Annotated in this window: 20 protein-coding genes; 11 read left to right on the top strand and 9 right to left on the bottom strand. The window is 40.2% G+C overall.

Annotated elements, in window-relative coordinates; translation table 11 throughout:
• Positions 1-57 precede the first annotated feature (57 nt).
• Together CLV48_RS11515 and CLV48_RS11510 are read right to left on the bottom strand one after the other, a co-directional pair.
• The gene (locus CLV48_RS11515) at positions 58-1,194 is read right to left on the bottom strand and encodes a DUF4221 family protein (RefSeq protein ID WP_170069020.1); all 1,137 of its coding nucleotides are present in this window, start codon (positions 1,192-1,194) and stop codon (positions 58-60) included.
• 135 nt (positions 1,195-1,329) lie between these two features.
• Positions 1,330-2,616, bottom strand: a complete 1,287-nt coding sequence (locus tag CLV48_RS11510) for a sterol desaturase family protein (RefSeq protein ID WP_106567419.1) — start codon at positions 2,614-2,616, stop codon at positions 1,330-1,332.
• 511 nt (positions 2,617-3,127) lie between these two features.
• Between CLV48_RS11510 and CLV48_RS11505 the strand changes: the two genes are divergently transcribed.
• A complete protein-coding gene (locus CLV48_RS11505; RefSeq protein WP_106567418.1) occupies positions 3,128-3,880 on the top strand; it encodes a CBS domain-containing protein in 753 nt (250 codons plus the stop codon).
• Positions 3,881-4,219: 339 nt separating this feature from the next.
• On the opposite strand, the gene CLV48_RS11500 is transcribed toward CLV48_RS11505, so the two are convergent.
• The 4 genes from CLV48_RS11500 to CLV48_RS11485 all read right to left on the bottom strand — a co-directional run bounded on the left by CLV48_RS11500 (position 4,220) and on the right by CLV48_RS11485 (position 9,785).
• Positions 4,220-5,467, bottom strand: a complete 1,248-nt coding sequence (locus CLV48_RS11500; RefSeq protein ID WP_106567417.1) for an NAD(P)/FAD-dependent oxidoreductase — start codon at positions 5,465-5,467, stop codon at positions 4,220-4,222.
• Positions 5,468-6,053: 586 nt separating this feature from the next.
• Complete coding sequence (locus CLV48_RS11495) at positions 6,054-7,052, bottom strand: 4-hydroxyproline epimerase (RefSeq protein ID WP_106567416.1); 999 nt, start codon at positions 7,050-7,052, stop codon at positions 6,054-6,056.
• Positions 7,053-7,186: 134 nt separating this feature from the next.
• Complete coding sequence (locus CLV48_RS11490; protein WP_106567415.1) at positions 7,187-8,632, bottom strand: aldehyde dehydrogenase (NADP(+)); 1,446 nt, start codon at positions 8,630-8,632, stop codon at positions 7,187-7,189.
• A 262-nt stretch (positions 8,633-8,894) separates the two neighbouring features.
• The gene (locus tag CLV48_RS11485) at positions 8,895-9,785 is read right to left on the bottom strand and encodes a dihydrodipicolinate synthase family protein (RefSeq protein WP_106567414.1); all 891 of its coding nucleotides are present in this window, start codon (positions 9,783-9,785) and stop codon (positions 8,895-8,897) included.
• Positions 9,786-10,131: 346 nt separating this feature from the next.
• Here CLV48_RS11485 and CLV48_RS11475 point away from each other — a divergent pair, with 346 nt between their 5' ends.
• The 3 genes from CLV48_RS11475 (at position 10,132) to CLV48_RS11460 (ending at position 13,513) form a co-directional block, all read left to right on the top strand.
• Complete coding sequence (locus CLV48_RS11475) at positions 10,132-11,028, top strand: AraC family transcriptional regulator (RefSeq protein WP_106567412.1); 897 nt, start codon at positions 10,132-10,134, stop codon at positions 11,026-11,028.
• 95 nt (positions 11,029-11,123) lie between these two features.
• On the top strand, positions 11,124-11,552 hold the full coding sequence (locus CLV48_RS11470; protein ID WP_146140092.1) for a hypothetical protein: 429 nt from the start codon (positions 11,124-11,126) through the stop codon (positions 11,550-11,552).
• A gap of 275 nt (positions 11,553-11,827) precedes the next feature.
• Positions 11,828-13,513: a DUF885 family protein gene (locus CLV48_RS11460; RefSeq protein WP_106567448.1), complete on the top strand. Its 1,686-nt coding sequence runs from the start codon at positions 11,828-11,830 to the stop codon at positions 13,511-13,513.
• 47 nt (positions 13,514-13,560) lie between these two features.
• Here CLV48_RS11460 and CLV48_RS11455 read toward each other — a convergent pair whose 3' ends face one another.
• Together CLV48_RS11455 and CLV48_RS11450 are read right to left on the bottom strand one after the other, a co-directional pair.
• Positions 13,561-13,977 carry an outer membrane insertion C- signal gene (locus CLV48_RS11455; RefSeq protein ID WP_106567409.1) on the bottom strand — a complete coding sequence of 139 codons (417 nt, stop codon included), beginning with the start codon at positions 13,975-13,977 and terminating at the stop codon, positions 13,561-13,563.
• A gap of 130 nt (positions 13,978-14,107) precedes the next feature.
• Positions 14,108-14,560 carry a DUF1569 domain-containing protein gene (locus CLV48_RS11450; RefSeq protein WP_106567408.1) on the bottom strand — a complete coding sequence of 151 codons (453 nt, stop codon included), beginning with the start codon at positions 14,558-14,560 and terminating at the stop codon, positions 14,108-14,110.
• A gap of 336 nt (positions 14,561-14,896) precedes the next feature.
• Here CLV48_RS11450 and ileS point away from each other — a divergent pair, with 336 nt between their 5' ends.
• The 4 genes from ileS to CLV48_RS11430 all read left to right on the top strand — a co-directional run bounded on the left by ileS (position 14,897) and on the right by CLV48_RS11430 (position 21,782).
• Positions 14,897-18,277 carry an isoleucine--tRNA ligase gene (ileS, locus tag CLV48_RS11445; RefSeq protein WP_106567407.1) on the top strand — a complete coding sequence of 1,127 codons (3,381 nt, stop codon included), beginning with the start codon at positions 14,897-14,899 and terminating at the stop codon, positions 18,275-18,277.
• A gap of 75 nt (positions 18,278-18,352) precedes the next feature.
• Positions 18,353-19,015, top strand: a complete 663-nt coding sequence (locus CLV48_RS11440) for a lipoprotein signal peptidase (RefSeq protein WP_106567406.1) — start codon at positions 18,353-18,355, stop codon at positions 19,013-19,015.
• 173 nt (positions 19,016-19,188) lie between these two features.
• Complete coding sequence (locus tag CLV48_RS11435) at positions 19,189-20,991, top strand: TrkH family potassium uptake protein (RefSeq protein ID WP_106567405.1); 1,803 nt, start codon at positions 19,189-19,191, stop codon at positions 20,989-20,991.
• 98 nt (positions 20,992-21,089) lie between these two features.
• Positions 21,090-21,782, top strand: coding sequence for a potassium channel family protein (locus tag CLV48_RS11430; RefSeq protein WP_106567404.1), 693 nt, complete (start codon positions 21,090-21,092; stop codon positions 21,780-21,782).
• On the opposite strand, the gene CLV48_RS11425 is transcribed toward CLV48_RS11430, so the two are convergent.
• Positions 21,783-22,607 (bottom strand): ion transporter, encoded by an 825-nt coding sequence (locus CLV48_RS11425; RefSeq protein WP_106567403.1) that lies wholly within the window; start codon positions 22,605-22,607, stop codon positions 21,783-21,785. It lies immediately after the preceding gene.
• A 233-nt stretch (positions 22,608-22,840) separates the two neighbouring features.
• On the opposite strand from CLV48_RS11425, the gene CLV48_RS11420 reads away from it, so the two are divergent.
• Genes CLV48_RS11420 through CLV48_RS11410 form a run of 3 tightly spaced genes read left to right on the top strand, consistent with a single transcriptional unit; the run spans position 22,841 to position 25,307 of the window.
• Positions 22,841-23,680: a sulfite exporter TauE/SafE family protein gene (locus tag CLV48_RS11420; protein WP_245889536.1), complete on the top strand. Its 840-nt coding sequence runs from the start codon at positions 22,841-22,843 to the stop codon at positions 23,678-23,680.
• Between the two features lie 42 nt (positions 23,681-23,722).
• Positions 23,723-24,235 (top strand): FKBP-type peptidyl-prolyl cis-trans isomerase, encoded by a 513-nt coding sequence (locus CLV48_RS11415; RefSeq protein ID WP_106567402.1) that lies wholly within the window; start codon positions 23,723-23,725, stop codon positions 24,233-24,235.
• Positions 24,236-24,278: 43 nt separating this feature from the next.
• The gene (locus CLV48_RS11410; RefSeq protein ID WP_106567401.1) at positions 24,279-25,307 is read left to right on the top strand and encodes an oxidoreductase; all 1,029 of its coding nucleotides are present in this window, start codon (positions 24,279-24,281) and stop codon (positions 25,305-25,307) included.
• The last annotated feature ends 2 nt before the right edge of the window (positions 25,308-25,309 follow it).

Raw genomic sequence — 25,309 nt, 5'->3', positions numbered from 1 at the left:
GGCATTTTATAACTCAAAGGCAAGCAAAAATTTGAGTGATAAATAAAAAAGTATGGCTCAAAGATCAATTTTTAGTCTAATAAAACTCACTTCATCCTTTATATTTTCAAAAATCCAGATCTTCCCGTCTTTTACGAAATGAAAATTGGGTGATTTCTTTAATTCCTGAATTTCAGATTCGGCAATTAAGTTCAGGTCTTGATCTAAAATACTTAAAAAAACCTTCGCACTCACAGCAGCCAAATCTCCATCTACATCTCCCAATTTATTTTTGAAACTAAACCGATAATACAATTGGTTACTTTCATCCCAAACAGGCAACTGAAAGTTAATATCTTCCTGAGACTCCAAATAAACCCTATGATATTCGGCAAAACTATCAACTGTTTTAGGAACTTGAATTGTCTTCCTGGAAGGAAATAAGGAATGTTCAAAGGATTTGAACTCTATCACCTGAGTTTTGGTATTGAACCTGTAAAGATCCGATCCGATATTATTCCCTATCAGGATATCATTATTCTCCATACTACTAATTACCCAATAAAGACGCTCCTTTCTTCCAGATTCTGAGTTTTTTGGTGAAAAGCTATCTAAGTAATCAAAGCCATTGAGGGAATCAAAGAAAAATTCTTTCTTTTTTAAATCCATCATGCCAAAAACAGGGTCGCTGTCCCCAGATCGCCAATCATCAAAAATCCCTGCTAATTTATACCCATCAAGTGAGGCTACATGTAAATTGTTAGAACGGAAAAAATCATCTACCAGCCATTCTCCAAACATGATGTCGCTAAAGCCCAAATCCATAATTTTCTCCGCAGACCAATTGAAGATGCCATATTGAAAAAATGAATTGATATAAACGCTGTCTTTTCCAAGCAGTTGAAACCCATTTACATATTCACCCACACCATTGGGACCCTCCAAGTCAAATGGTATTCTTTTGACAAATTGAAGATTGTCTAAATCCAAAACCTCAACCTGAGGTGTCTGGGTATTAAAATTATACAGTAAAGACTTGTCTTCTGAAAAATCCGAAAGGCTCAGATTGTGGAACAAAAAAAGAATTTCTCCCTTACTATCCAGATAAACAGTATCGATAGATACTGTAATTTCCTTGTCAGAAACAGGATTAGAGGAGTTTTTCGAAGAACAAGCAAAAATGCCACAGCAAATCAAAAACAGGATGTACCGCATAAGCATGAAAATTTAGTTGTTAAGATAACTAAATTTTCTGTAAATAAGTTATTCATCTGATCTGTTTGGTCAGGCAATTTGAAGGAGAAACCTGCCAGGTTTTAGTATCTTAGCGTTTAATTTGATATCGTAGGTTCAATTACTGGACACCAGCTCAGCAGGCTTCACATCCAATTTTGCTTTTGTTTCTTTGGAAAGTATCCAAAAAGCCATGAGCAAGGAGCTTGCCAGATAAATTCCAATAAGGACAGTTGCACCAGGTATAATTTCCTGGAGACCAAACCATCCCCCATTCCAATAAATCAATCCTATACCCATCACAAAACGGATGATTTCCGCGGGAATGGCCACTTTTGCCTTATCCATCAGACTGGTATAGGCAAAAATCGAAACCATCATAAAAATAGCATACAACATCACCTCTAGGTATTGAAAATTAACGAAGGCGACAAGTACATGAAATACCATGGCAAAGTTTACTACCAACTGTAGCCAAGACCAGGCAAATAAGGTCTGGGACGGTTTGCTATCATATTTGACCTGCTCGTAAGCATTCTTCCAGTAATTCCAAGGATACTTTTCAGACACATCTGCAGGTCGCCAACCTGTAGGCATAAACCAGATTCTCAATTTGTCCCACCAGCTTTTTGTCCTCCAGGCATCCTGTATCAGCGACCACATATGCACATAATTGATGATCAATGGATTCCAGGTATTGACTGGTTTTTTTACCCCATACACAGGAGGTTCTTCGTCCAACTCCTCCTGAAAGGTTCCGAACAATTTGTCCCAAAAGATAAAAATCTGGGAAAGGTTTTTATCCAGATAAATGTCATTGATGGCATGATGAACCCTGTGATGGGAAGGGGTCACTAAAATATGCTCCAAGAAACCCATTTTACCAATCAAACGGGTATGGTACCAAAACTGGGCAAATAAGTGAATTGGAGCTACAATAGCCACCACCTCACCCGGAACACCCAGAAAGGCCATAGGAATATAAAGGAAGAAGTAAATGCCGACAATGGCAGAGACCGACTGTCGAAGCGCACAACTCAAATTGAATTCTTCACTGCTATGGTGTACAATATGTCTGTTCCAAAAGGCATTGATGGTATGGTCAAAGCGATGGCTCCAATACCCCACAAAGTCCATCCCGATAAAAGCCACCACATACACCATCCAAGTACTCTCAATATGGAAAAGCGCCACCTTATCGACCAACCAGCCATAAGACACAATGGCGATAGACAAGCCCATCAGGTTTTTTAGGGTATTGGTCATCCCTGAACTCAAACTTGAGATCGTATCCATCCCATAATTGATCTGCCGCTTCATTTTACGGGCAGCAATTTCTTCTATTATGATCAGAATAAGGAAAAAGGGGATGGCAAAGGTCAGTGCCTTGGCATACAATTCCATAAGTTGAGGGTTTATTGCTTTAACCCTACTAAGTTACACTTGTTTGAAGTTTTACAAAAGAAAAACAGGGGCAAAAAGTCACCAAACAAATACCCCCTGTTCAATACTAAAATATAAATTCAAAAAAGTTGCTTAATCACCCTGAGGCAAATTTATCATGCCTGACATTACTGAAAAATACCTAATATTAGGTATTTTTTCTTCAAAACACTTTCCCATTAAGCCCTCTCCAAGACAGTTATTTACTCCAAATCACAGGAAAAAACGTCATTCTTATTTATCCTATTTTCTTGTATGATAGATATTTACAGCATTCTTCTTGGTTTCTTATTTATCAAAGGACAAGGGTTGACATTATCAATGCCAGGAGTAGGATCCTCAACTCACTAAGCACTTAAAAAAGGAGGAAAAGGTTATAAAAATGTTTATTTTCTCTTTGATCATCATTTAAATTCGGAAATAAGATAGCATTGGGCTACTTTAAATCTAAAATTAAGCCAATTGATTTGATATGAAGGCCAGAATGAATTCCATGGACCGGCTCAGGTTGCTCTTTGAAGAGCAAATCAATGTGCTGCCGATTGCAGAAAACCTGCGGCTCCTGGACCAGTCCAACTTTAGAGAAGAAATGAGAAAGCGGAACTTCCATTCCGCCATTATCAGTGTGGATGGTGCATGGATGAAATTCGATGATGGAGATGAGGCACCCTCCCCTTTACGGCAAGAAGATTGGATGGAAGCTGACACCCCTTTGCTTATGGCTTTTCGCATGTTGATCCAAAGAAGGAGGTATTTCATCAAAGATGAAGATGGTAATCCCGCATATATCGTAACCCGTACGGACTTGGATAAAATTCCCTTGAGGATTGGATTATTCGGATTGATCAGTCTTTTGGAAACCCACCTAAAAGATCTGATCCGGAAGCAGCTTCCACATTGGGAGGAAAGCATTACCGAGAATCGCTTGGGCCAGGCCAAGAATCTCTATGAATGGAAGAAAGCAAGAGGCGAAGAAATTGACCTGGTACAGTGTTTACAGTTTGGGGATCTTGGTTCGGTTTTTTCCAAAAAACAGCGCTTCCGCAAATTTGAACCAGGTTTTAGCAGGGACAATTGGGTGGATATGATGAATAAGATTGGAAGACTTCGGGATGAACTGGCCCATTCCCAATCCCAATTAGGGTTTTCTTGGGAGGAAATTGACCAGATGATCGTTTTTATCAGGGGTGTAATCGACCGGGAAGACCCCGTTTTTGAGAGCTAAGCGTATATTTTTTCAATTTTCTCACAAATCATCCAGAGACAGGCATAGGTTCTCTACCTGAAAATTGGGAAATGAAAGAAGCAAATTGGCTGATTTTTCAATCATAAAATTTCATAATTCAAAAAAGGCTGTATCATAAATCAATGCTTTAAAAACATTGCCAAAATTTTACATGGTGTTTGATTGGTAAAGCTTTGTTTCTTAGAGCCTTCATGGTATTTTTAGCCACCAAGTCACAAAGGAATTGATTCTTTAACAGAATTTTATTTTGTCAACAGATCTAGAAATCTAATTATAAGACAGCCTCAAAAATTTCCTTGAAATCAGAGAAGCTAAGCGTTAAAATCTCCCAACCTCAAATGCCTTGATATCCATAGGCGAAGCATGTCCTTCATGAAGGTCTGAAAGGATTTTTCCTGTGGCAGGAGCCATGCTCACACCCATCATCCCATGCCCTGTTCCAAACCATACATTATTATAACCTGGGGCTGCACCGATATAAGGCACACCATCTGGTGAACATGGTCTGAGACCTTTCCAAATTTTTTCTTTATCTGGGAATTTAGAATGAAAACCAGGATAATATCGGTTAATGGATTCAAAAATTCCTTTTACCCTGTTGATATTGATGGTTTCATCTGTCCCGGCTATCTCCATGGTACCTCCAAAGCGAACCTGCTGTCCATAAGGACTTACCGCGACTTTCATTTCAGTAAGGATTGAGGCCTGTAAGATTTCAGGTTGGTTGTCCTGCATAAAGCTATAACCCTTTCCCCCCATCATGGGCAATTTGACTCCTAGCTTTTGTGCCAATTCCGCTGACCAGGCACCCCCACACAGGATGACCTTTTCTACAAGCAAACTTCCTTCTTCCGTAAGTACAGCCGTAACCTTTCCAGCATTTTTTTCAAAACCCAGCACTTTTCGGTTAGAAAGGAACTTGACACCTTTTCCCAGTAAGTGTTTTTTGAGGAAATTATACAGGTTGGATGGGGATAAGTGGGCATCTCCTGGAAATAATACTGCTCCACGTGCTTTTACCTCCAGATTGGGCTCTATTATGGCAATATCCGAAGGGCTGAGTACTTCTGCTTCCAGACCATGCTGACGTGCCAGATGGGCAAATTCAATTTCTTCTTTTTCCACCTCTGCTGTTTGATAAATCATCATCAATCCTTTTTCTGCCATTTCCAGGTCCACTGCATCTTTGTGAGCATTTCTAAATTCCTGGTAAAGGGATTTACTGAGCAAAGAAATGTTTTTCAGGTAAGGAATGGACTTTTCCACATGGTTGGCATTGGCAGAACGGTAAAACAGCCAGGACCATTCCAGGAGTTTGCGGTCAAGTCTTGGATGGATGTAAAAAGGGCTTTTGGAAGAAAACATCCAAGCAATTCCTTTGGCAATCATCCCTGGTGCCGACAGCGGAATAATATGACTAGGTACAATCATGCCTGCATTTCCTGTGGAAGTGGTGTCCAGCATGTCGCTTTTGTCCACGATAATAACTTCAACACCTTGCTTATTGAGGTAATATGCTGAAAAAAGGCCGATAACGCCTCCGCCGATGATGATGGTTGGTTTCATATACAATTGTACGAAGTACCATGTACAAAGTACCAAGTAGGCCGACCCATTGGTAGTTCTTTAATACATTTTTGAAAATGAAAGATAAGGATTTTGGTGGTTTCTTAAATTAAGTTTTTGACAGGCGAATGTAAGATTTAATCCCATCTTCGTAATCCACTAGGTTGACGAAAAATAGCAGGAAATTGATTGTTTGTCTTAGACGCATTGAAAGGTCTAAAAATCTGACTTTTTGATAAATCAGTCCTTTAATTTAGATGCATTGACAGGCTAGGAAACAACAAGCTCCAATAGACGGGAACAGGCAGGAGCTCGAAAAAGCCGATAAATATTTTAATCCATTTTTCCATTGCTTTTATGCGATTGCAGAGCGACCCTATTCATTTGAAGCTGTCGGTCATTTCGAAATCAGACTTTCGACATCCGACTTTTCTTAATGAATTTCTTAATTCCCTTAATTTCTAAATGGTTCAAAACTTCCACCTTCCGAAATTCTTATCTCTTGATTCTTGCCTCTTGTTTCTTGCCTCTTGTTTCTTGTTTCTTGCCTCTTGTTTCTAAACTCTCGCTTCTAATCTATCGCCTCTCAAATCACCTGAAATCCATACACATACGGATCATCATCATCCATAATGATCGTATTGTAAGCGTAAATTTTTGCCCAACCTTCAATGCTTGGTACAATCGCAGGTTTGCCTGCAATCTCAGTAACCTCTTCTATCCTACCAGTAAACTTTGAACCGATAAAGCTTTCATGGATAAACTCTTCCCCGGGCTTCAACCAACCTTTTGCAAACCACTGGGCCATACGTGCAGAGGTTCCTGTGCCACAAGGAGAACGGTCAATGGCCTTATCCCCATAGAACACTGCATTTCGGGCAGTACTGGTTTCATCCAAAGTCTTTCCAGTCCAAAGCACATGGCTGAGCCCCCTGATCTGAGCATGCTCTGGGTGAACAAATTCATATTTTTTATTCATCTTTTGCCTCAGATTTCGGGCCATGGAGATGAGTTGCTCGGCTTTATAATGCTCCAAGCCAGGGAAATTTTCCTGAGGGTCGACAATGCAATAAAAATTCCCTCCATAAGCCACATCCACGATTAATTTCCCCAATTCCTCGATTTCTATCTCCAAAGCTTCTGCTGCCAAAAAACTCTTGACATTGGTCAATTTGACAGACGTTACCTTTTTGCCTTCCTGTTTGTATTCCACTAAAACCAAGCCAGCGGGTGCTTCCATGCGTAGGAATCCCGGAGTCTTGGGTGTAATCAATCCTTCTTCAATGGCAATTGTGATGGTTCCGATAGTGCCATGTCCGCACATAGGCAGGCAACCTGAAGTTTCGATAAAAAGTACTGCAAAATCATTTTCAGGATCATGGGGAGGGAATAGCATGGAACCCGACATCATATCATGTCCTCGGGGCTCAAACATCAGCCCCGTTCGGATCCAGTCCAGGTTTTCCAGGAAATACTGCCGCTTTTCCAGCATATTGTTGCCTTTTAGAAAAGGAACACCACCGGCCACTACCCTGACCGGATTGCCACAGGTATGGGCATCAATGCATTGGAAAGTTTTTTTCATGATCAAAAGATATTCGTGGATATTGGGATATTTAGATATTGAATGGATGCTTCTAAAAAATATCCAACAATATCAATGAATTTCTACCAATATCAATTTGGTAACTTCATTCAAATTAAAATAAAATTTCAAGTTTATTTTTGAAACTTCCCATCCACCATTCTCCAAATCCCCAAAGGATTCTCTTCTCTTAAGGCATCAGGAAGCAGTTCATGTGGCATGTCCTGAAAAGCTATAGGCCTGACAAATCGCTTGATGGCATAGACACCAACAGATGTAAATCGGCTATCAGTTGTAGATGGATAAGGCCCACCATGCTGCATGGCATAGCCTACTTCAACACCTGTTGGAACTCCCTTAAACAATAATCTGCCACATTTTTCTTCCAGTTGGTTGATCAGGTCAATCTTCTTAGCCAATTCATCCTCCTCGCCCCATAGGGTTATGGTCAACTGACCATGCAGTCTTTGCGCTATCGCATACAACTCATTAAAATTCTCATACACCACCATCAAAGCAAATGACCCGAAAACCTCCTGCTGGAAGTGGTCATCCTCCAACCAATCACTGGCTTTGATTTTTGCCAATGCTGGGTAAGCTTTGATCAGGTCCTTTGCTTCTGCCACCTGAACCCATTCAAGTTCCTTTCTTCCCTGCAATATAGCCAAAGCATTATAATACGCGGTTGCAATGCCTTCGTGAAGCATAGGGGCAGCAACAATCTGCTCCAATTCCTTTTTTACTGCCGAAGCAAAAGCAACAGAATGTTCAGACGGAACAACAATCAAACCCGGGTTCGTACAGAACTGTCCAGCACCAAGGGTCAAAGAAGCCACAAACTGCTTGGCAAGGGCTTCCAAATTCTTACCCAACCTTTCTTTCAGGGCGATGATAGGATTGACTGAACCCATTTCAGCAAAGACAGGAATAGGCTCTTTTCTCTGGTTTGCAGCATCAAATAAAGCTTTTCCTCCTGCAAAAGAACCGGTAAAAGCTACAGCTTTGGCTATTGGGTGCTTTGCAAGGGCCTGTCCTACATCAATTCCTCCTTCTACATGGGTGAATACGCCAATAGGTAAAGCGGAATCAATCACAGCTTTATGGATAACCTGTCCCACTAACTTAGATGTTTCCGGATGAGCAGGATGGGCTTTATAGATCACTGGGCACCCTGCCGCCAAAGCGGAAATGGTATCACCTCCCGCAGTAGAAAAAGCCAAAGGGAAATTACTTGCTCCAAAGACCACTACCGGTCCTAATGCTGTTAAAAACCGACGTAAATCAGGTTTTGGCGCAGGCGCTCTTTCTGGATCAGCATGGTCAATCACAGCTTCTACCCAACTGCCTTCCTCTACCAAATTGGCAAAAAGTCTGATCTGACCAACTGTTCTTCCCAGTTCTCCTGTAATCCTTCCTTCAGGCAAATTGGACTCCTCAGATGCCAGATGGATCAGGTTATGTTTCTCCGATTCAAGTCCATCAGCTATCTGCCTCAAAAATGCAGCTTTATCTTTACCAGAAACATTTTTAAAATGAAGGAAGGCTTCTTGAGCGGACTGGAATATTGCATCTAGGTTCATGGTGTCTTTTTGTCAGTTAATTAGATATAAGGTTGAAATAGGATAGAAATATAATTGAAATAGGCTGCAAATCGAAGTTTAAAGCCAGAAAGTGAAAGAAAAGTCCCATTATTCAAAAGACCCTTCAAAAATCAAATAGCTAATATCGCAAAGTCAATATCTACCAATATCCAACCCCCTTGTCTCTTATGTCTTGAGTCTTATGTCTTATGTCTTGAGTCTTATGTCTTGAATCTTATGTCTTGAATCTTAAATCCAAGCCTCAAACCAAAGGCCTATGCTCCAAGCCTCTTTTAATGATATTTTCGATTTTCATTCTTTCTTCTCCTACCAAGGTTAGTCTAGGAGCTCTTACCCATTCTGTTCCGATTCCTGCCATCTGTTCTGCCAATTTGATGTATTGTACCAATTTGGGATGAATATCAAGTTCCAAAAGAGGTAAAAACCATCGGTAAATATGCAAAGCCTCATCATATTTTCCTTCTTTTACCAAGTTGTATACAGCCACAGTTTCTTTGGGAAAAGCACAGACCAATCCTGCCACCCATCCATCTGCACCCATCACCAACTCCTCCATCGCTAAAGTATCAACACCACATAGAATTTTATAGCGATCCCCAAATCGATTGCGCATACGGGTCACATTCGAAATATCCCGAGTAGATTCTTTGATGGCCTGAATGTTGTCACATTCTGCCAATTCCTCAAACATGGAAATTGTAACCAAGGTCTTGTAATCAACAGGATTGTTATAAATCATAATTGGTAAATCCGTGCTTTTGGCAATGGCTTTGAAATAGGTCACTACCTCTCTGTGATCGGCAGCATAACGCATTGGAGGCAAAAGCATCAAACCTGAAGCCCCCATTTCCTTGGCCTTCTCAGCCCAAAAAACAGCATCTCTGGTAGCACCTTCTGCGATATTGAGGACTACAGGAACTTTGCTATTGATATATTTGACAGTTTCTGTGGTCAATTGGATTTTTTCTTCCAAAGACAATACCGAGGATTCTCCCAATGTACCCCCAAGAATGATCCCATGAACACCCGCCTCAAGTTGAGCGTCCAGGTTTTTGAAAAACATTTCCATATCCAAACTGCCATCTTGGTGAAACTTGGTCGTTACTGCCGGAAATACGCCTTGCCAGTTCATAATTATTTTTTTGATTAATAACTCAAAACTACTGACTAATCTATTTGGAAGCTTATACTTTTTTAATTCTTGATGGTACCATATTGACCATTCATATGGAAGTTTCGAAAAATAACATTAATATTATATCAAATTATTGCCAATGACGGATTACCGGACTCATCATCCAGAGTGAACTGTATGGACTCCCAAACAGGGAAGATTTTTCTTCTGTGGCGGATCAGGTTGACAGGGCAATAGCTTTCCTTTCCTGTATAATTTCCTGATAGTAAACCTCAATATGGCAATAAAGTCTTTGAGAAGGCTTATGAATTGCCTCTTTGAAGGAATATGAAACCCTTTATGTATGAGCCGAAAAATCATCTCATTTCAAATCCCAAAATCAAATAAGGAGTTTGTCAGATTTCAGGTAGATTCTGGTAAATATTTTTACGAGAAACTCCACCAGCATCCTCAATGGCAACTTACATGGATAAAAGAAGGAAAAGGGCAATTGATGGTCGGGGATTATCTAGGAAGATTTGATCCAGGGGATATGTTTTTATTTACTTCCAATATGCCCCACGTTTTCCGCTCAGATGCAGAATATTTTGAACCATCAAGTAGTGTCAGGTCGTTGGGCTATTCTTTATATTTTGATTTTGAGGTTCTAAAAAGCAATTTGTTAGAAGTCGAAGAATTTAAGGTCCTCCAGCAGTGGATACTGCAAACCAAGGGTTGTTATGCAGTCAAAGGCAAAACATTAAATAATATAATTGGAAAATTAACTGATTTTGGAAAAATAGAAGGTCTTGAAAAATTTTTAATTGCAACACAAATACTTTGGGAGCTACAATTTAATAAAGACCTTAAATTACTGAATAAAACCACATCCCATAAAGACTACACGGAATCAGAAGGAAAACGTTTGGGGAAGGTTATGGCTTTTATTCTATCCCAAAGCCAAAACCCTTTATCATTAAAGGAAGTGTCGGAGGTGGCACATTTAAGCAAAGAAGCTTTCTGCAGGTTTTTCAAAGAAAGAACGGGAAAAACTTTTACGGAATTCCTTACCCAGGTCAGGATACACCAAGCTTGCCAACTATTACAAGATTCAGACTTGTCTATTTCGCAAATTGCCTTCCAATGCGGGTTTCAAAACCTTTCTTATTTTAACAGAGCATTCAAAAAATTACAGGGCATAACCCCAAAAGCTTACAGGGGTCGGTTATTTCTTACTTTTAGCACTAAAAGTGGAAATTAATCAATCGCCAATATGGTATTTTTTTATTAAAAAAGGAGATAAATTAGCAAATCAAGAAATTGCTATAATCAAATGATGACTATTCACAAAATGCTATGAAATTAAGTCTAATTAGTGCTATCATGTTCTGCATGGTTATTATAGGAAATACTATGCAAGTTTCTGCCCAGGTAATGAGCAAGCAGGATTATATAGAAAAAAGCCAAAAGCAAAAGAAAACCGGGGTTAAACTTTTGGTTGGGGGTGTAATTGTAGGTACAGCAGGGGCAATTATATTTAATGAAAACTTCAAAATTTATAATAGTACTAAGGCAAATGATAATGGGACTATTGTAGGGGGAGCCATGTTTGCAGTAGGTGCTTTGGCAGCGCTGGGAAGTATTCCTTATTTCATTAGCTCTAGCAGTAATGCAAGAAATGCTGCCCAAATCAGTATCAGGAATGAGCCTTTCCATGGCACCAAATATGCCGGAAATTTCCCAAGGTCAATCCCCTCCTTAACTTACACCATACCCCTCAATTGAAAAGCCTATAAAGGAGAGTTTTAATTCCACCAGGGCCAACCATCAACATTAGCAAACCACTGATCAACGGAGTATTGGTTTTTTGACTTTGAATAATGGAACTTACTTTTTGAAATATGAATCGGAAATAAAATTGAAATATAGCCTTGCTGAATTATTACTCCCGTGAAATACTCATGTTTTGTCTTGGGCTGAAGATCAAATGAAATATTCCAACTTTGTTTCAATTTATTTCTACATTATATCCACTGAGCCATATTCAAATCGAATCCATTATGAAAAAAAGTTTACTTTCCTTTCTCCTTTGCTTCCTCATCTTGGGAAATTCATTTGCCAGCGAGCTTTATCCCGCTATCAGCAGCTATCAAGCCGACAGAAGTGCTCTTGCCCGAAAGTACAATAACCCGCTTTCCGAGGAGTCATTCCTGAGATTCACCAAACTTTACAATGATTGGATAGATGCACTTGATAAAATGCCCTATGATTCTTATTCCCTTGACGGAAAGATGGACTGGCAACTTTTTAAAAACCATCTTGAAAAAGAACTTTTTTTCCATGGGATGGCATATGAAGATTTCAAACAAATCAGTCATGTGGTTGATTTCAAGGCTGGTCTGGAGAAGTTTTACCATACCAGAAGAATGGCAATAAAACCCAATTCCCAAGAAACTGCGGCTATTTTTACTAAAACAGAAACCCTCATCAAAGCCAAATGGGAGGCTTTTAAAAAAACAAAGCCATTTGATTCTTGGCAGAAGGCCGAACTGGCAGCCCAAACAGTAGAGGAACTTAGGAAAAGCACCGAAGAAGCTTACAACTTTTATTATGACTATGACCCGGAGTTTACCTGGTGGATGAAAAAGCCGATGGAAAGCATGAATGAAACTTTAAGGGCTTATGCTGCTTTTTTGAAGAACCACTTTGAAAATACAGTTGTAAAGGATGATGGGTCCGGCATCATCGGAAAACCAGTAGGAAAATTGGCCATAGAGAAAGAATTGGCCTACAACATGATCCCTTATACCGCAGAAGAATTGCTCAAAGAAGGTGAAAAACAATATGCCTGGTGTGAAGCGGAAATGATCAAAGCTTCGCAAGAACTTGGTTTTGGCAGAGATTGGAAAGCAGCCCTCGAACATGTTAAAAACACATATGCCCCTGCCGGGGAATGGCCTCAGATGGTTGGGGAAATGGCTGAGGAAGCCATTGAATTCTTAGAATCAAGAGACCTCCTGACCATCCCAGATATGGCCAAAGAGACCTGGAGAACAACCATGATGTCCGCAGAAAGACAAAAGGTAAGCCCTTTCTTCCTAGGCGGTGAAACCATCATCATTTCTTATCCAACCTCCACCATGACCCATGAGGAAAAAATGATGAGCATGCGAGGTAACAACCCGCATTTTTCAAGAGCCACGGTTCAGCATGAACTTATTCCGGGGCACCACCTGCAGCAGTTTATGAACCAAAGGCATTTCCCCCACAGAAGGGTATTCAACACACCTTTTTGGGTGGAGGGCTGGACCTTATATTGGGAATTCAACCTTTGGGATAAAAATTTCCCAAGAAATGCAGAGGATAGGGTCGGCATGTTGTTTTGGAGAATGCACCGTGCAGCGAGGATTGTCTTTTCGCTGAACTATCACTTAGGCAAATGGACACCACAGCAATGTATTGATTTCTTGGTGGACCGTGTCGGTCATGAACGGGCCAATGCAGAAGCTGAAGTCAGAAGGTCTTTTGAAGGAAGTTATGGTCCCTTGTACCAATTGGCCTACATGATCGGAGGACTGCAGGTATATGGTTTGAGAAAAGAAATGGTCGAAGGAGGAAAAATGACCGAAAAAGAATTTCACGATTTCTTTATCACCCAAAATTACACGCCCATAGAGCTACTCAGGGCAAGGATGAAAGGGGATATTCCAAAAGATTTTAAAAGTAACTGGAGGTTTCTGGATTAAATGTAAATTAACCCTCCAAGGGTTTGGAACCCTTGGAGGGCAAAAATCTACCTAAACGTGTACTTCAAACCCAGCCCGGCCCGGAAAAAACTTCCGTATTCCGTTGGGAAAATGGGACTGGCTTCCATCATAAAGCCAAAATTTTTGACAGGAAAAGGCTTTACCAATAATCCAAATGGAATACCTAAATAAAAGCCATCCCGGCGACCTTCAGTACCTAAATGGAACCCACTATAAAAGTTTACATCATCTCTTTGGATGAAATTATAACCAAAAGTCCCTTCAAACCCTACAAATCTGCCTGTTGCCAACCTGGCTTCTCCAAAGATTTTATTGTCCACATCAGTACCTATAGAAACCAAGGTCCCTGAACTAGATTGATAAACCCCGGCTGAAACTTGCGCATTAACATGCATGATGGCCGCAAAAAAGAGGACCAAAGAAAATACAAGAACTTTTTTCATAAGAATTAATAGTTGGTATAACCTTGTAAAAGCAAAGACCAGACCAATTCCGGGAAACAAATCCCAGGTTTTCCCATCAAAAAGATAAAAAATTGGATATTAGACATTTCGAAAACAAAAAACCTTTCACTCAAACGCCGAACTGCCGCAGGTGATGGTCCGTATGCTTCCATACCAATATTCCCCACTCCCTGTGGTTAAGGGGTCCGAAAAAAGGATGGAAGCCTTGGAGTTGGTGGTTAATACTGCCAAAGGCTTGCAAGGTATCGATTAAGCCTTGCTTTTCTTCCAGAAACTTATCTTGGGAAACCTTCCCTTTCATATCAAAGCGTTTAGGGCCTTTGACCATCCTTGGAAATTCTTTTCTGAAATAAAAAAAATAGTACTTTCCAAGCAGTTGCTTAAAATTAGGCTTCTTCTCAGGTTTGGAAGATTTCAAAACTGCCGCAGCCACCTCCCGTGCATGTGCCAACATTTCTTCCACCTGCATACTTCCCCAATGCCCTTGATCTCCAGCTTGAAGCTTAGCAACGCGATCTAGCAATTCTTGGCGATGATTTGGGTGAAGGATAGATTTTTTCATTTGAGGAAATGGTTAAAGGTTATTTTGATATGATTTGAAAGCTACTAATTTTTCAGATATTTTTCGCTCTACAAGCAAGCTCGTAATATGAAGTAGAAAATCCTTCAATTCTTTTCCTTCCAAAATGATTCATAGAGGTATTGATTTTTTTTCCAACACTTCTCCCTCACACAATTCCCAATAATTTCTCCCCAATCCTGTAAAATCTCTTAACTTTGTGCCCGCATTCTAGTGTTATACTGCACTTATTGCGGCTGTATTAAAGGCTTTTCCAATCCTTAGCAGCATTACAATATAATTATCTTGGGGACAAACCCCATCAAGCTATAGAAGACTGTGAAAAAATACCAGGAGTTTAAGCAAGTAGATTATCCACAGATAGGAGAAAGCATCCTACAGTTCTGGAAAGCAAACGATATTTTTAACAAATCCATCCAATACAGGGAAGGTGCAGATACTTTCACCTTCTTCGAAGGACCGCCTTCCGCAAATGGTACACCGGGCATCCACCACGTGATGGCAAGGACACTGAAGGATATTTTCTGCCGTTACAAAACTCTAAAAGGTTTTCAGGTAAAGAGGAAAGGCGGTTGGGATACGCATGGCCTTCCGGTAGAATTGCAGGTAGAAAAGGAGTTGGGTATTACCAAGGAAGATATCGGAAAGAAAATTACTGTAGAGGAATACAACCGTAAATGTCGGGAGACGGTCATGCGTTTCAAAAACGAATGGGATGACCTGACCGAAAAAATCGGCTACTGGGTAGACTTGGATGATCCGTACATCACTTTTGAGCCCAATTACATTGAGTCTTTATGGTACCTTTTGAAAAGACTGTATGAGAAAGGCCTCTTGTACAAAGGATATACCATTCAGCCTTATTCACCTGCAGCGGGTACTGGCTTGAGTTCACACGAACTGAATCAACCGGGTTGTTACCGAGATGTGAAGGATACGTCCATCACGGCACAGTTTAAACTTAAAAATCAAGAAAACACGTACATCCTCGCTTGGACTACTACTCCTTGGACCTTGCCGTCCAACTCGGCTTTGGCAATTGGAGAAAACCTGGATTATGTTAAGGTAAAAACCTTCAATCCCTATACATACGAACCTATGTTTGCCATCCTAGCCAAGGCAAGAATGCAAGCCTATTTCAATCCAAAAGCTCAGGAACTTGACATAGAGGATTATAGACCAGGAGATAAACTCATTCCTTACCAGATCGTCGAAGAGTTTAAAGGAAAAACCATGCTGGGCTGGGAATACGAGCAACTTTTCCCTATCGCGGCTTTGTCTCTGCCACATCCTGCTTTTACGGTAGTAGGGGGTGATTATGTGACCACGGAAGACGGTACAGGAATCGTACACCTTGCCAAAGCATTCGGTGCAGACGACTTTAGGACTTTGGTGCAGAACAATGTCCCGGGCATTTTTGTGAAAGATGAGCTGGGCAATGAAGTACCTGTCGTGGACAGGCAGGGAAAATTCCTTCCTGTGGTAGGTGAATACCTGGCTGCCAAAATGAAGGAACATGGCATCAGCGCCCACAAGGAATTTGGTGTTGATGATTTCTATGTGAAAAACTATACCAATGATGATGAATCTGATAAAGAATATAAGAATACAGACATTATCATCTCCATTATCCTGAAAAACGAAAACAGAGCCTTTAAGGTAGAAAAATACGAACACAGCTATCCACACTGCTGGAGAACTGACAAGCCTATACTCTATTACCCACTGGAAAGCTGGTTTATCAAAACCACAGCATACAAGGATAAGTTGGTGGAGCTGAACAAATCCATCAACTGGAAGCCGGAAGCCACCGGTACGGGACGCTTTGGCAATTGGCTGGAGAACCTAGTGGACTGGAATCTCAGCCGCTCCAGATTCTGGGGCACTCCATTACCAATCTGGAGAACAGAAGATGGTTCGGAGGAAAAATGTATAGGTTCGGTATCAGAATTGCAGATAGAGATGGAAAAAGCCATCGAAGCCGGTGTAATGGAAAAATCGCCTTGGGAGGGCAAGGATATGGATCTACATAGACCTTATGTGGATGATGTAGTTTTAGTCTCTTCTAAAGGAGAAAAGATGTTTCGTGAGACGGACCTTATCGATGTTTGGTTTGATTCCGGTGCCATGCCTTATGCCCAGTGGCATTATCCTTTTGAAAATGAAGAATTTTTCAAGGCCAACTATCCTGCAGACTACATAGCCGAAGGTGTGGACCAGACCAGGGGTTGGTTTTTTACCCTTCATGCTATAGCTGGCATGTTATTCGACTCTGTGGCATTCAAAAATGTTATCGCCAATGGTCTCGTACTGGACAAAAACGGAAACAAAATGTCCAAGCGCCTGGGAAATGCCATCGATCCTTTCAAGACCTTGAAGGAATATGGACCAGATGCCCTAAGATGGTATATGCTGAGTAATGCCAACCCTTGGGACAACCTGAAATTCAACCTTGACGGAGTAGCAGAAGTACAGCGAAGGTTCTTCGGAACACTTCAAAATACCTACAACTTCTTCGCCCTTTATGCCAATCTGGATGAATTTGTCTATAACAAAGAAAAGTCAGTTCCTGTAGCGCAAAGAGCAGAACTGGATCAATGGATCATTTCCAAGCTTCAGTCACTTATCATAGAAGTGGAAAGCTCCATGGACAATTATGATGCTACCAAAGCTACCCGTGCCATCATGAACTTTACAGTGGACCAGCTCTCCAACTGGTACGTGAGATTAGCAAGAAAGCGATTCTGGAGAGGTGACATGAATGCTGATAAGCAGGCAGCTTATGAGACACTGTATGAATGTCTGCTAAGCCTGACCCAATTGATGTCCTCCTTTGCACCTTTTTATGCTGAATGGCTTTTCAGAAACCTCACTGCTTCCGCAGGCAATACAGCTGAGTCTATTCACCTTACAGACTGGGTTCCTGCAGACCAATCCCTGATAAATCTGGATTTGGAGGGAAGTATGGATCTTGCACAGCGAACTTCCTCCTTGGTACATTCATTGAGAAAAAATCCAAAAATCGGTATAAAAGTACGACAGCCCCTTCAGCGTATCATGGTTCCTGTTTTGAATGATAAAACCAGGAAACAATTACAGCACGTGGAAGAACTGATCAAATCAGAAGTAAACATCAAAGAAATAGAGTACATTGACAACACTTCTGGGATTTTGGTCAAGGATATAAAGCCTAATTTGCCAATTTTAGGGAAGAAGCTGGGTCCAAAAATGCGTTTTGTAGTGGCTTCCATCAAGGAATGGGGACAGGAAGAAATTGCAAAAATTGAAAGAGAAGGAAAAATAAGCCTGGATGTACAAGGCGAGCAAATGGAAATCCTCTTGGATGAAGTATTGATCAGTTCTCAAGACATTCCAGGCTGGTCAGTGGCTAGCGATCAGGGATTAACAGTAGCCTTGGATATTACACTTACCGAGGAGCTGAAGCAGGAAGGCATTGCCAGGGACCTGGTCAACAGGATCCAAAACCTTAGAAAAGAAATGGGCTTGGAAGTCCAGGATAAAATCCACATCAAAGTGGCTAGATTCAATGATTTAGTGGATGCTGCCCTGAGTAATTTTGCAAAATATATCCAAACCGAAACGCAAGCATTATCGTTGGAACTCGACGGGGTTCTTTCCGAGGCTATAGTCTTGGATATGGATGATTTCGAGTTAAAGGTGAAAATAGAAAAAGCCTAATATTTAAAAATTCAGGCCACAGATTAGGAATTATTTCAAAATATTCCTTAAATCTGTGGCCTTTAATAGATATTCATGAAATACTTCAAATACTTTGGCATTGCTCTTTTAATAATAATAATTGACCAGGCTGTTAAAATGTTGGTTCATTACCAAATGGATTTTGGAACCCCTGGGCAGATAAAGGTATTAGGGGAATGGTTCAAGTTACATTATACCACCAATCCCGGTATGGCTTTCGGTATGCAAATAGGTACTGAATATGGTAAAATGATGCTTACAAGTTTCCGCTTAGTAGCCATGTTCGGAATAGGATATTACCTGTACCACATAATCAAAAAGAAACTACACACTGGATATATTGTGTGTATTGCAATGATTTTAGGGGGAGCAATTGGAAATTTGATTGACAGTATCTTTTACGGTGTTTGGTTGAAAAATGCCCCTTATAATGCACCAACCCCTTGGTTCCATGGACAGGTAATCGATATGTTTTATATTGACATATGGGAAGGTTATTTACCGGATTGGATACCTATTTGGGGAGGAAGTTACACAGCTTTATGGCCAATTTTCAATATAGCCGATGCTGCCATTTTTGTTGGTGTAGCCATTATTTTGATTTTCCAGAGTAGGTTTTTTGATGATAAACTGACTGATCAAAAAACTGAAGAAGTGGACGAAATCCAAAAACAGTTTATCGAAGAGGAGGAAAAACCTGCTTCAAATAACTCATGATTAAAGGCCCAATGGCCTTTAATTTTTTGCTTTTTGGAATAATTGAACAATGTAACAATTCAATTATCTCTTTAGCATTCGGAACAGAAATAAACACATTTCGAATTTAAACCTGAACTTACCTATAAAATCTAAACATTTTTTTACCTTTCAGTTTTCTAAGCTCTTAAGTTTTGAAATCAGTTCTAAAAAGTCCAGACGAAAGAATTTTATTTTCCAGGAAAGTATTTAATCTGAACAATAGAATGCTTCAGCTTTTAAGCTTTGCTGCATTCGGTTTATTGGTTTACGATTTGGGATTCAGGGATGAAGTGCAGAGCGGGATATTAGGAAAAGTATATTATATTCTCTTAGTTCTCTTATCTCTTGCATATTCTGTCAGGCTTTTTTCTAAAGAAGAACGATACAAAGGTGCGCGATTTACCGTTGAAGTCTGTATTATTTTGTTTTTGTTTTTTGCTTCATTGGTCAATTTTGGATTGATCAATTTTAACAGCAGTATCACAGTTGGAAACCTACAGGTCAAATCATTTTTTGTGAATCTCCTGGTGATGATCCTATTTTTGATTGAACTCAGCAAACTCAGTCTTGCTGCCAATCAACTCAAAATCCATCCTGCTCTGGTGTTTATTCTCAGTTTCCTGATAGTGATCCTTATTGGCACCGGTATGTTGATGTTGCCAAATGCTACAGTTGCAGGAATCAGTAGTGTGGATGCACTTTTTACCTCTACCTCGGCAGTCTGCGTGACAGGTTTAATTGTATTGGACACTTCTTCTGATTTCACTTTTCTGGGCCAGTTTATTATTCTCATATTGTTTCAGGTAGGCGGATTGGGGATGATGACTTTTACTTCCTTTTTTGGTTTCTTCTTCAAAGGCTCTTTTTCACTTCAGAACCAGCTTTTCCTTAAGGATTACATCAATGAAGAAAATATCAGTGCCATCAATTCCACTTTATTCAAAATTATCCTTTTTACGCTGATTACTGAAGGAATTACTGCTCTGATGATCTTTTCCATTATTGACAGGGGCTTGTTTGACAGTGTGGGAGATCAACTGTTTTTCTCGGTTTTCCATGCGATCTCAGGTTTTTGCAATGCAGGGTTTTCTACGCTAAGTAATGGGCTTTACGAATTCGGTTTTAGAGAGGAGTATACGGTTCATTTAATCATCGCAATTGCCATTATCCTAGGGGGCATTGGCTTCCCGGTAGTGTTAGGCTATTCCAATTACTTAAGGCACGTTGTAGTGGGAACCAAAAAATTGATTACAGGAGAAGAAGAATATAAACATGCCCCAAGGGTGGTGAATGTCAATATCAAGCTGATCGTCTATACTACTGGAATACTATTGACTTTAGGCTTTTTGGCTTTTTGGTTTTTTGAGGAAGAATATACATTAAAAGGACTTTCTGGCTATGGGAAATTTGTTACAGCCTTTTTTGGTACTGTTACCCCAAGGACAGCTGGCTTCAATACAGTGGATATGTCAGCTTTGGCCATGCCCACCATTCTGATTTATTTGATTTTAATGTGGATCGGGGCTTCTCCAGGCTCTACTGGAGGCGGACTCAAGACCAGCACCATTGCTGTTGCCATGCTTAATGTAATCAGCTTTGCCAAAGGTAAAGACCGGGTGGAAATATTCAAGAGACAGATAGGAAACGAAACCCTCAGAAAAGCTTTTGCAGTTATTCAATTGTCTTTTTTGGTTATCGGACTAGGGGTATTTTTGGTGATGTTATTTGATCCCCAACTGCCCTTGACCAGTGTAGCATTTGAAATTTTCTCTGCATTTTCAACCGTAGGATTGAGCTTGGGCATTACAGGAGAACTTTCCACCGGAAGTAAAATCGTAATCACGATCATAATGTTCCTGGGAAGGGTCGGAACATTGACTGTCTTAGTGGCTTTCGTCAAAAAAGCCAGAACTTTAAGATACAAATATCCTGAAGAAGGTGTATTCATTACCTAATGAAAATAATCGGATTACCTTGAAGGAGAAAGCATACAATAGGGTGATAAAATACCAGATCAGAATCCAATTAACACTTAAGAAAAAATTCTAACTGTATGAAATATATCATTGTAGGTTTGGGGAATTTTGGAGGGCATTTGGCAGCACGTCTGACCAGCTATGGGCATGAAGTCATTGGTATAGATGCCAGTGAAGACAAAGTAGAAGCAGTTAAGGACAAAATTACCCATGCCATAGTTATGGATGCCACAGACGCACATGCAGTGAGGAATTTGCCCTGCAAAGAAGCTGATGCCGTAATTATCGCAATCGGAGAGGATTTCGGTGCCTCAATAATGGTGACAGCGATTTTCAAACAATTGCATATCAAAAGACTAATAAGTCGTTCAATCAATAAAGTACACGAAACGGTAATCAAAGCGATTGGAGTGGATGAGATCCTTCATCCTGAGGAAGATTCCGCAGAGCGAATGGCCAAAAGCCTTCAAATGAAGGGAGTGATTGATTCTCTTGATGTATCGGACGATTATAATATCATCGAGGTGAAGGCGCCCAAACGTTATGTGGGTTTGACTATTTCCGATACAAAAATCCGTCAGGATTATAACATCAATGTCCTGACCCTGATCAAAATGGAGGAAAAACCTAATATTTTTGGAATTAAGGCTAAAAGCAAGAAAGTAACAGGGGTGGTAACTGCCGACACTTTAATCGAAGATGGAGATATCTTACTGTTGTTTGGGCATATTAAAGATATTGAAAAAATACTCAAGCTAGAAGATCAATAACTATTTCAATTTAGGCATTTCTTCTCCACAATACTTACAAAAGAGAGCATCATTGTCAAAGATAAGCTGATGACATTTGCGGCACGCACGGGCATCAGCCAATTTCTTTTTACTTTTTGCCAGAGTCATTTCAGAGGTGACAATACCGGTGGGTACAGCTATTATGCCGTAGCCAATCAACATGATGATCGAAGCCATCAATTTTCCCAAGGGAGTAATTGGGGTAATATCCCCAAAACCAACTGTAGTAAGGGTCACAATTGACCAATACATTGCCATGGGTATACTGGTATACCCGCTATCCGGACCTTCCACGATATACATGACCGTACCTGCTATCAGCACGATGGTTATCATAGAGCCTATGAAAATCTGGATCTTATTCCTACTTGCCCTCAAAGCCTCAGACAAAAATTCGGCATCTTTTAAATATCTACCCAATTTCAAGACCCGGATTACCCTTAGTAATCTCAATGAACGGATTACTACCAAAAACTGGGTATTCATAACAAAAATGCTCAAGTAAGTTGGAATAATTGCCAACAAATCCACCAGACCATAAAAGCTGAAAATATAGCCTGCTTTTCTTTTACTTAACCATACCCGCAAACCATATTCTACTGTAAAAAGTAAAGTAAAAACCCATTCCAGGATATAAAAAATCCTCCCATAACTAAAGTGCAAATCACTTACTGAATCCAGTATCACAATTCCCACACTTATGAGAATCGCAATCAAAATTACCACATCGAAGGTTTTGGATGCCCTATCATCATGTTCGAAGACAATATGGGCCAAGCGGGATTTTGAGGGAAAGAAAGGCATATGGTTTTGAGAAAAAGCTAAAAGCTAAGATAATAAAAGATGTTAAAAGTGAAGGCTAATGGTGTTTTCAAATTTAACTGGATGATCAACCGCTTGTATAAATGAATCAAAAAACAAAATAGTTTATACCAGCGAAAAAATCCTTTTGGACCTGAGGATTAAGTATGATTTTACGGCCCATTTATTCCCAAAAATACCCTAAACGAATCTGTTTCTTTGAGAAATGGGCATATATGATAACTTTGGTAAAAAAGCCAGCTCCTGAAAGACCTCTGCTTTTGGCTAAAAACATCAAAAACATGGAAATCTTCATCATTTCACTAACCGCTTTTTTCGTTGCCATCCTGACTTTCTTTTCAGGGTTTGGCCTTGGCACTATATTAACACCTGTTTTTATGGTTTTCTTTCCTGTCGATCTTGCAATAGCATTGACTGGCGTGGTTCATTTTTTCAATAATATTTTCAAGCTCTTTTTGGTGGGCAAAAAATCGGATACCGAAGTACTCATAAAATTTGGGGTACCTGCAGTGCTTTTTGCGCTTCTGGGATCCTGGTTGATGCTGAAAATGACCGATTGGAAACCTTTGTTTGCTTATGAAGCTTTTGGAAAAGAGTTTGAAGTATATCCTGTCAAGTTTACAGTCTCCATGGTCCTTATCATTTTTGCCTCAATGGATCTGATCCCTTATTTCCAAAAACTTCAGTTCGGTAAAGAAAAACTCCCAATTGGCGGGGCCCTAAGCGGATTCTTTGGAGGGCTATCCGGCAATCAGGGAGCTTTGCGTTCTGCTTTTTTGATCAAGGCAGGCTTATCCAAAGAAGCTTTTGTAGGAACTGCCGTTGTGGTATCTACCTTCGTAGATTTTACCCGCTTGAGTGTTTATGCCACCCGATTCCTGAATACATCACTTATCGACAATATCCAACTTGTTTCAATTGCTACCATTTCAGCCATTTTAGGAGCCTATATCGGCAACAAACTATTGAAAAAAGTCACCCTTAAGTTCCTTCAGTTCACAGTGGCAATCATGTTGATTTTAATCTCTATTGCCCTGGGGGCTGGGTGGATTTAAAATTCTTGTCTTATTTTTATAACCGATTCAATTTAGAAGACCATGAAAGTAGAAAAAAATAAAGTTGTTGGCATTGCCTATGAATTGCATGTAGATGATGGTGAAAATGGTAAATCATTCTTTGAAAGCGTCTCCAAAGATAAACCCTTTTACTTTCTTTTCGGTGCAGGAAATATTCTGCCAAAGCTCGAAGAAGCCATTGACGGAAAAGGTGTAGGGGATTCCTTTGAAGTTTTTATAGATTATGAAAATGGTTACGGGGATTATGATGAAAGCAAAAAAGTCATCATTCCAAAAGCCAATTTCAAGGAAAACGGAAAGAAGCAAAATGAACTCTTGAGAGTTGGCAAAGTTATACCTATGCAGGATGATAAGGGCAACCAACTCAGAGGTGAAATCATCAAAATTGATTACAAAGGTGTGCATATGGATTTCAATTCGCCCTTGGCAGGATTAGACCTTTATTTCAAAGGTGAAATAGTCTCTGTCCGTGAGGCAGACCCTGAGGAAATTGACCATGGTCATGTGCATGGGCCAGGAGGGCATCATCATTGATAGATTATTGAAAAATGGAGAATTATGAATTAAAAATGGAAAGATGAAAAAAATCAGAACTGCATTGGTTGGCTATGGGTCAGTGGGAGAAAAAATCCATGCACCATTAATTTCGGTATGTAAGGACCTTGAATTGGTAGCAATAGTGGAAAGAAATGGTGAACGTTCTAAAGAAAAATACCCTCAGGTCCAAGTATTTAAAAGTTTAAAGGATTTATTGAAAGCCGATGCAGCTGATCTGATAATCATTGTCACCCCAAATGAATTTCATTTTCATTATGCGAAAATGGCCCTGGAAGCAGGAAAACATGTGGTCGTGGACAAGCCTGTAACAATAAAATCTTTAGAAGCCACCTTATTGCAACAATATGCCCAATTACATGGTTTGATACTCTCTGTTTTTCAAAACCGGCGCTGGGACGGTGACTTTCAGACAATTAGGAAATTGCTCCATGAGGGAAGTTTGGGCAGGATTGTACATTTTGAATCCCATTTTGATAGGTTCAGGCCTCAGGTAGTGGATAATTGGAGGGAAAAAGATGTTCCAGGAAATGGAATTACCTATGACCTGGGCACTCACCTGATCGATCAGGCAGTGATGTTGTTCGGGAAACCCAAATGGGTCTATGCGGAAATCCTGAAACAGCGCAAAGGCGCTGTGGCGGATGATTTTTTTGATATTACCCTTATGTATCCCGGGATGAAGGCAAGGCTGACCGCGAGTGTAATGGTCAATGCACCCTTGCCAAAATTTTTGGTTTTGGGAGAAAAAGGAAGCTACATTAAATACGGACTGGATGTCCAGGAAAAAGCTTTTAAAGCTGGAGAACTACCCGAGGGCCCCAACTGGGGAATAGAAAATTCCGAAAGCTGGGGAAAATTACACCTGGAAAATGCCGTCATCTCTTATCCCACCGAAAGGGGAGATTACCGCTATTTTTATCAAAATATAGCTGATGCCATTCAGGGTAAAGCTGAACTGAAAGTGAAAATGAAAGAGGCTATCTCCGTTTTGGAAATCATTGAAGCTGCATTCCTAAGCAATCAGGAAGGCAAAAGAATTGACCTTTAATC

Source organism: Cecembia rubra, assembly GCF_003014575.1.
Classification (GTDB): Bacteria; Bacteroidota; Bacteroidia; order Cytophagales; family Cyclobacteriaceae; genus Cecembia_A; species Cecembia_A rubra.
The sequence above is the reverse complement of the archived record's forward strand: the minus strand, read 5'-3'. Positions and strand labels throughout refer to the sequence as shown.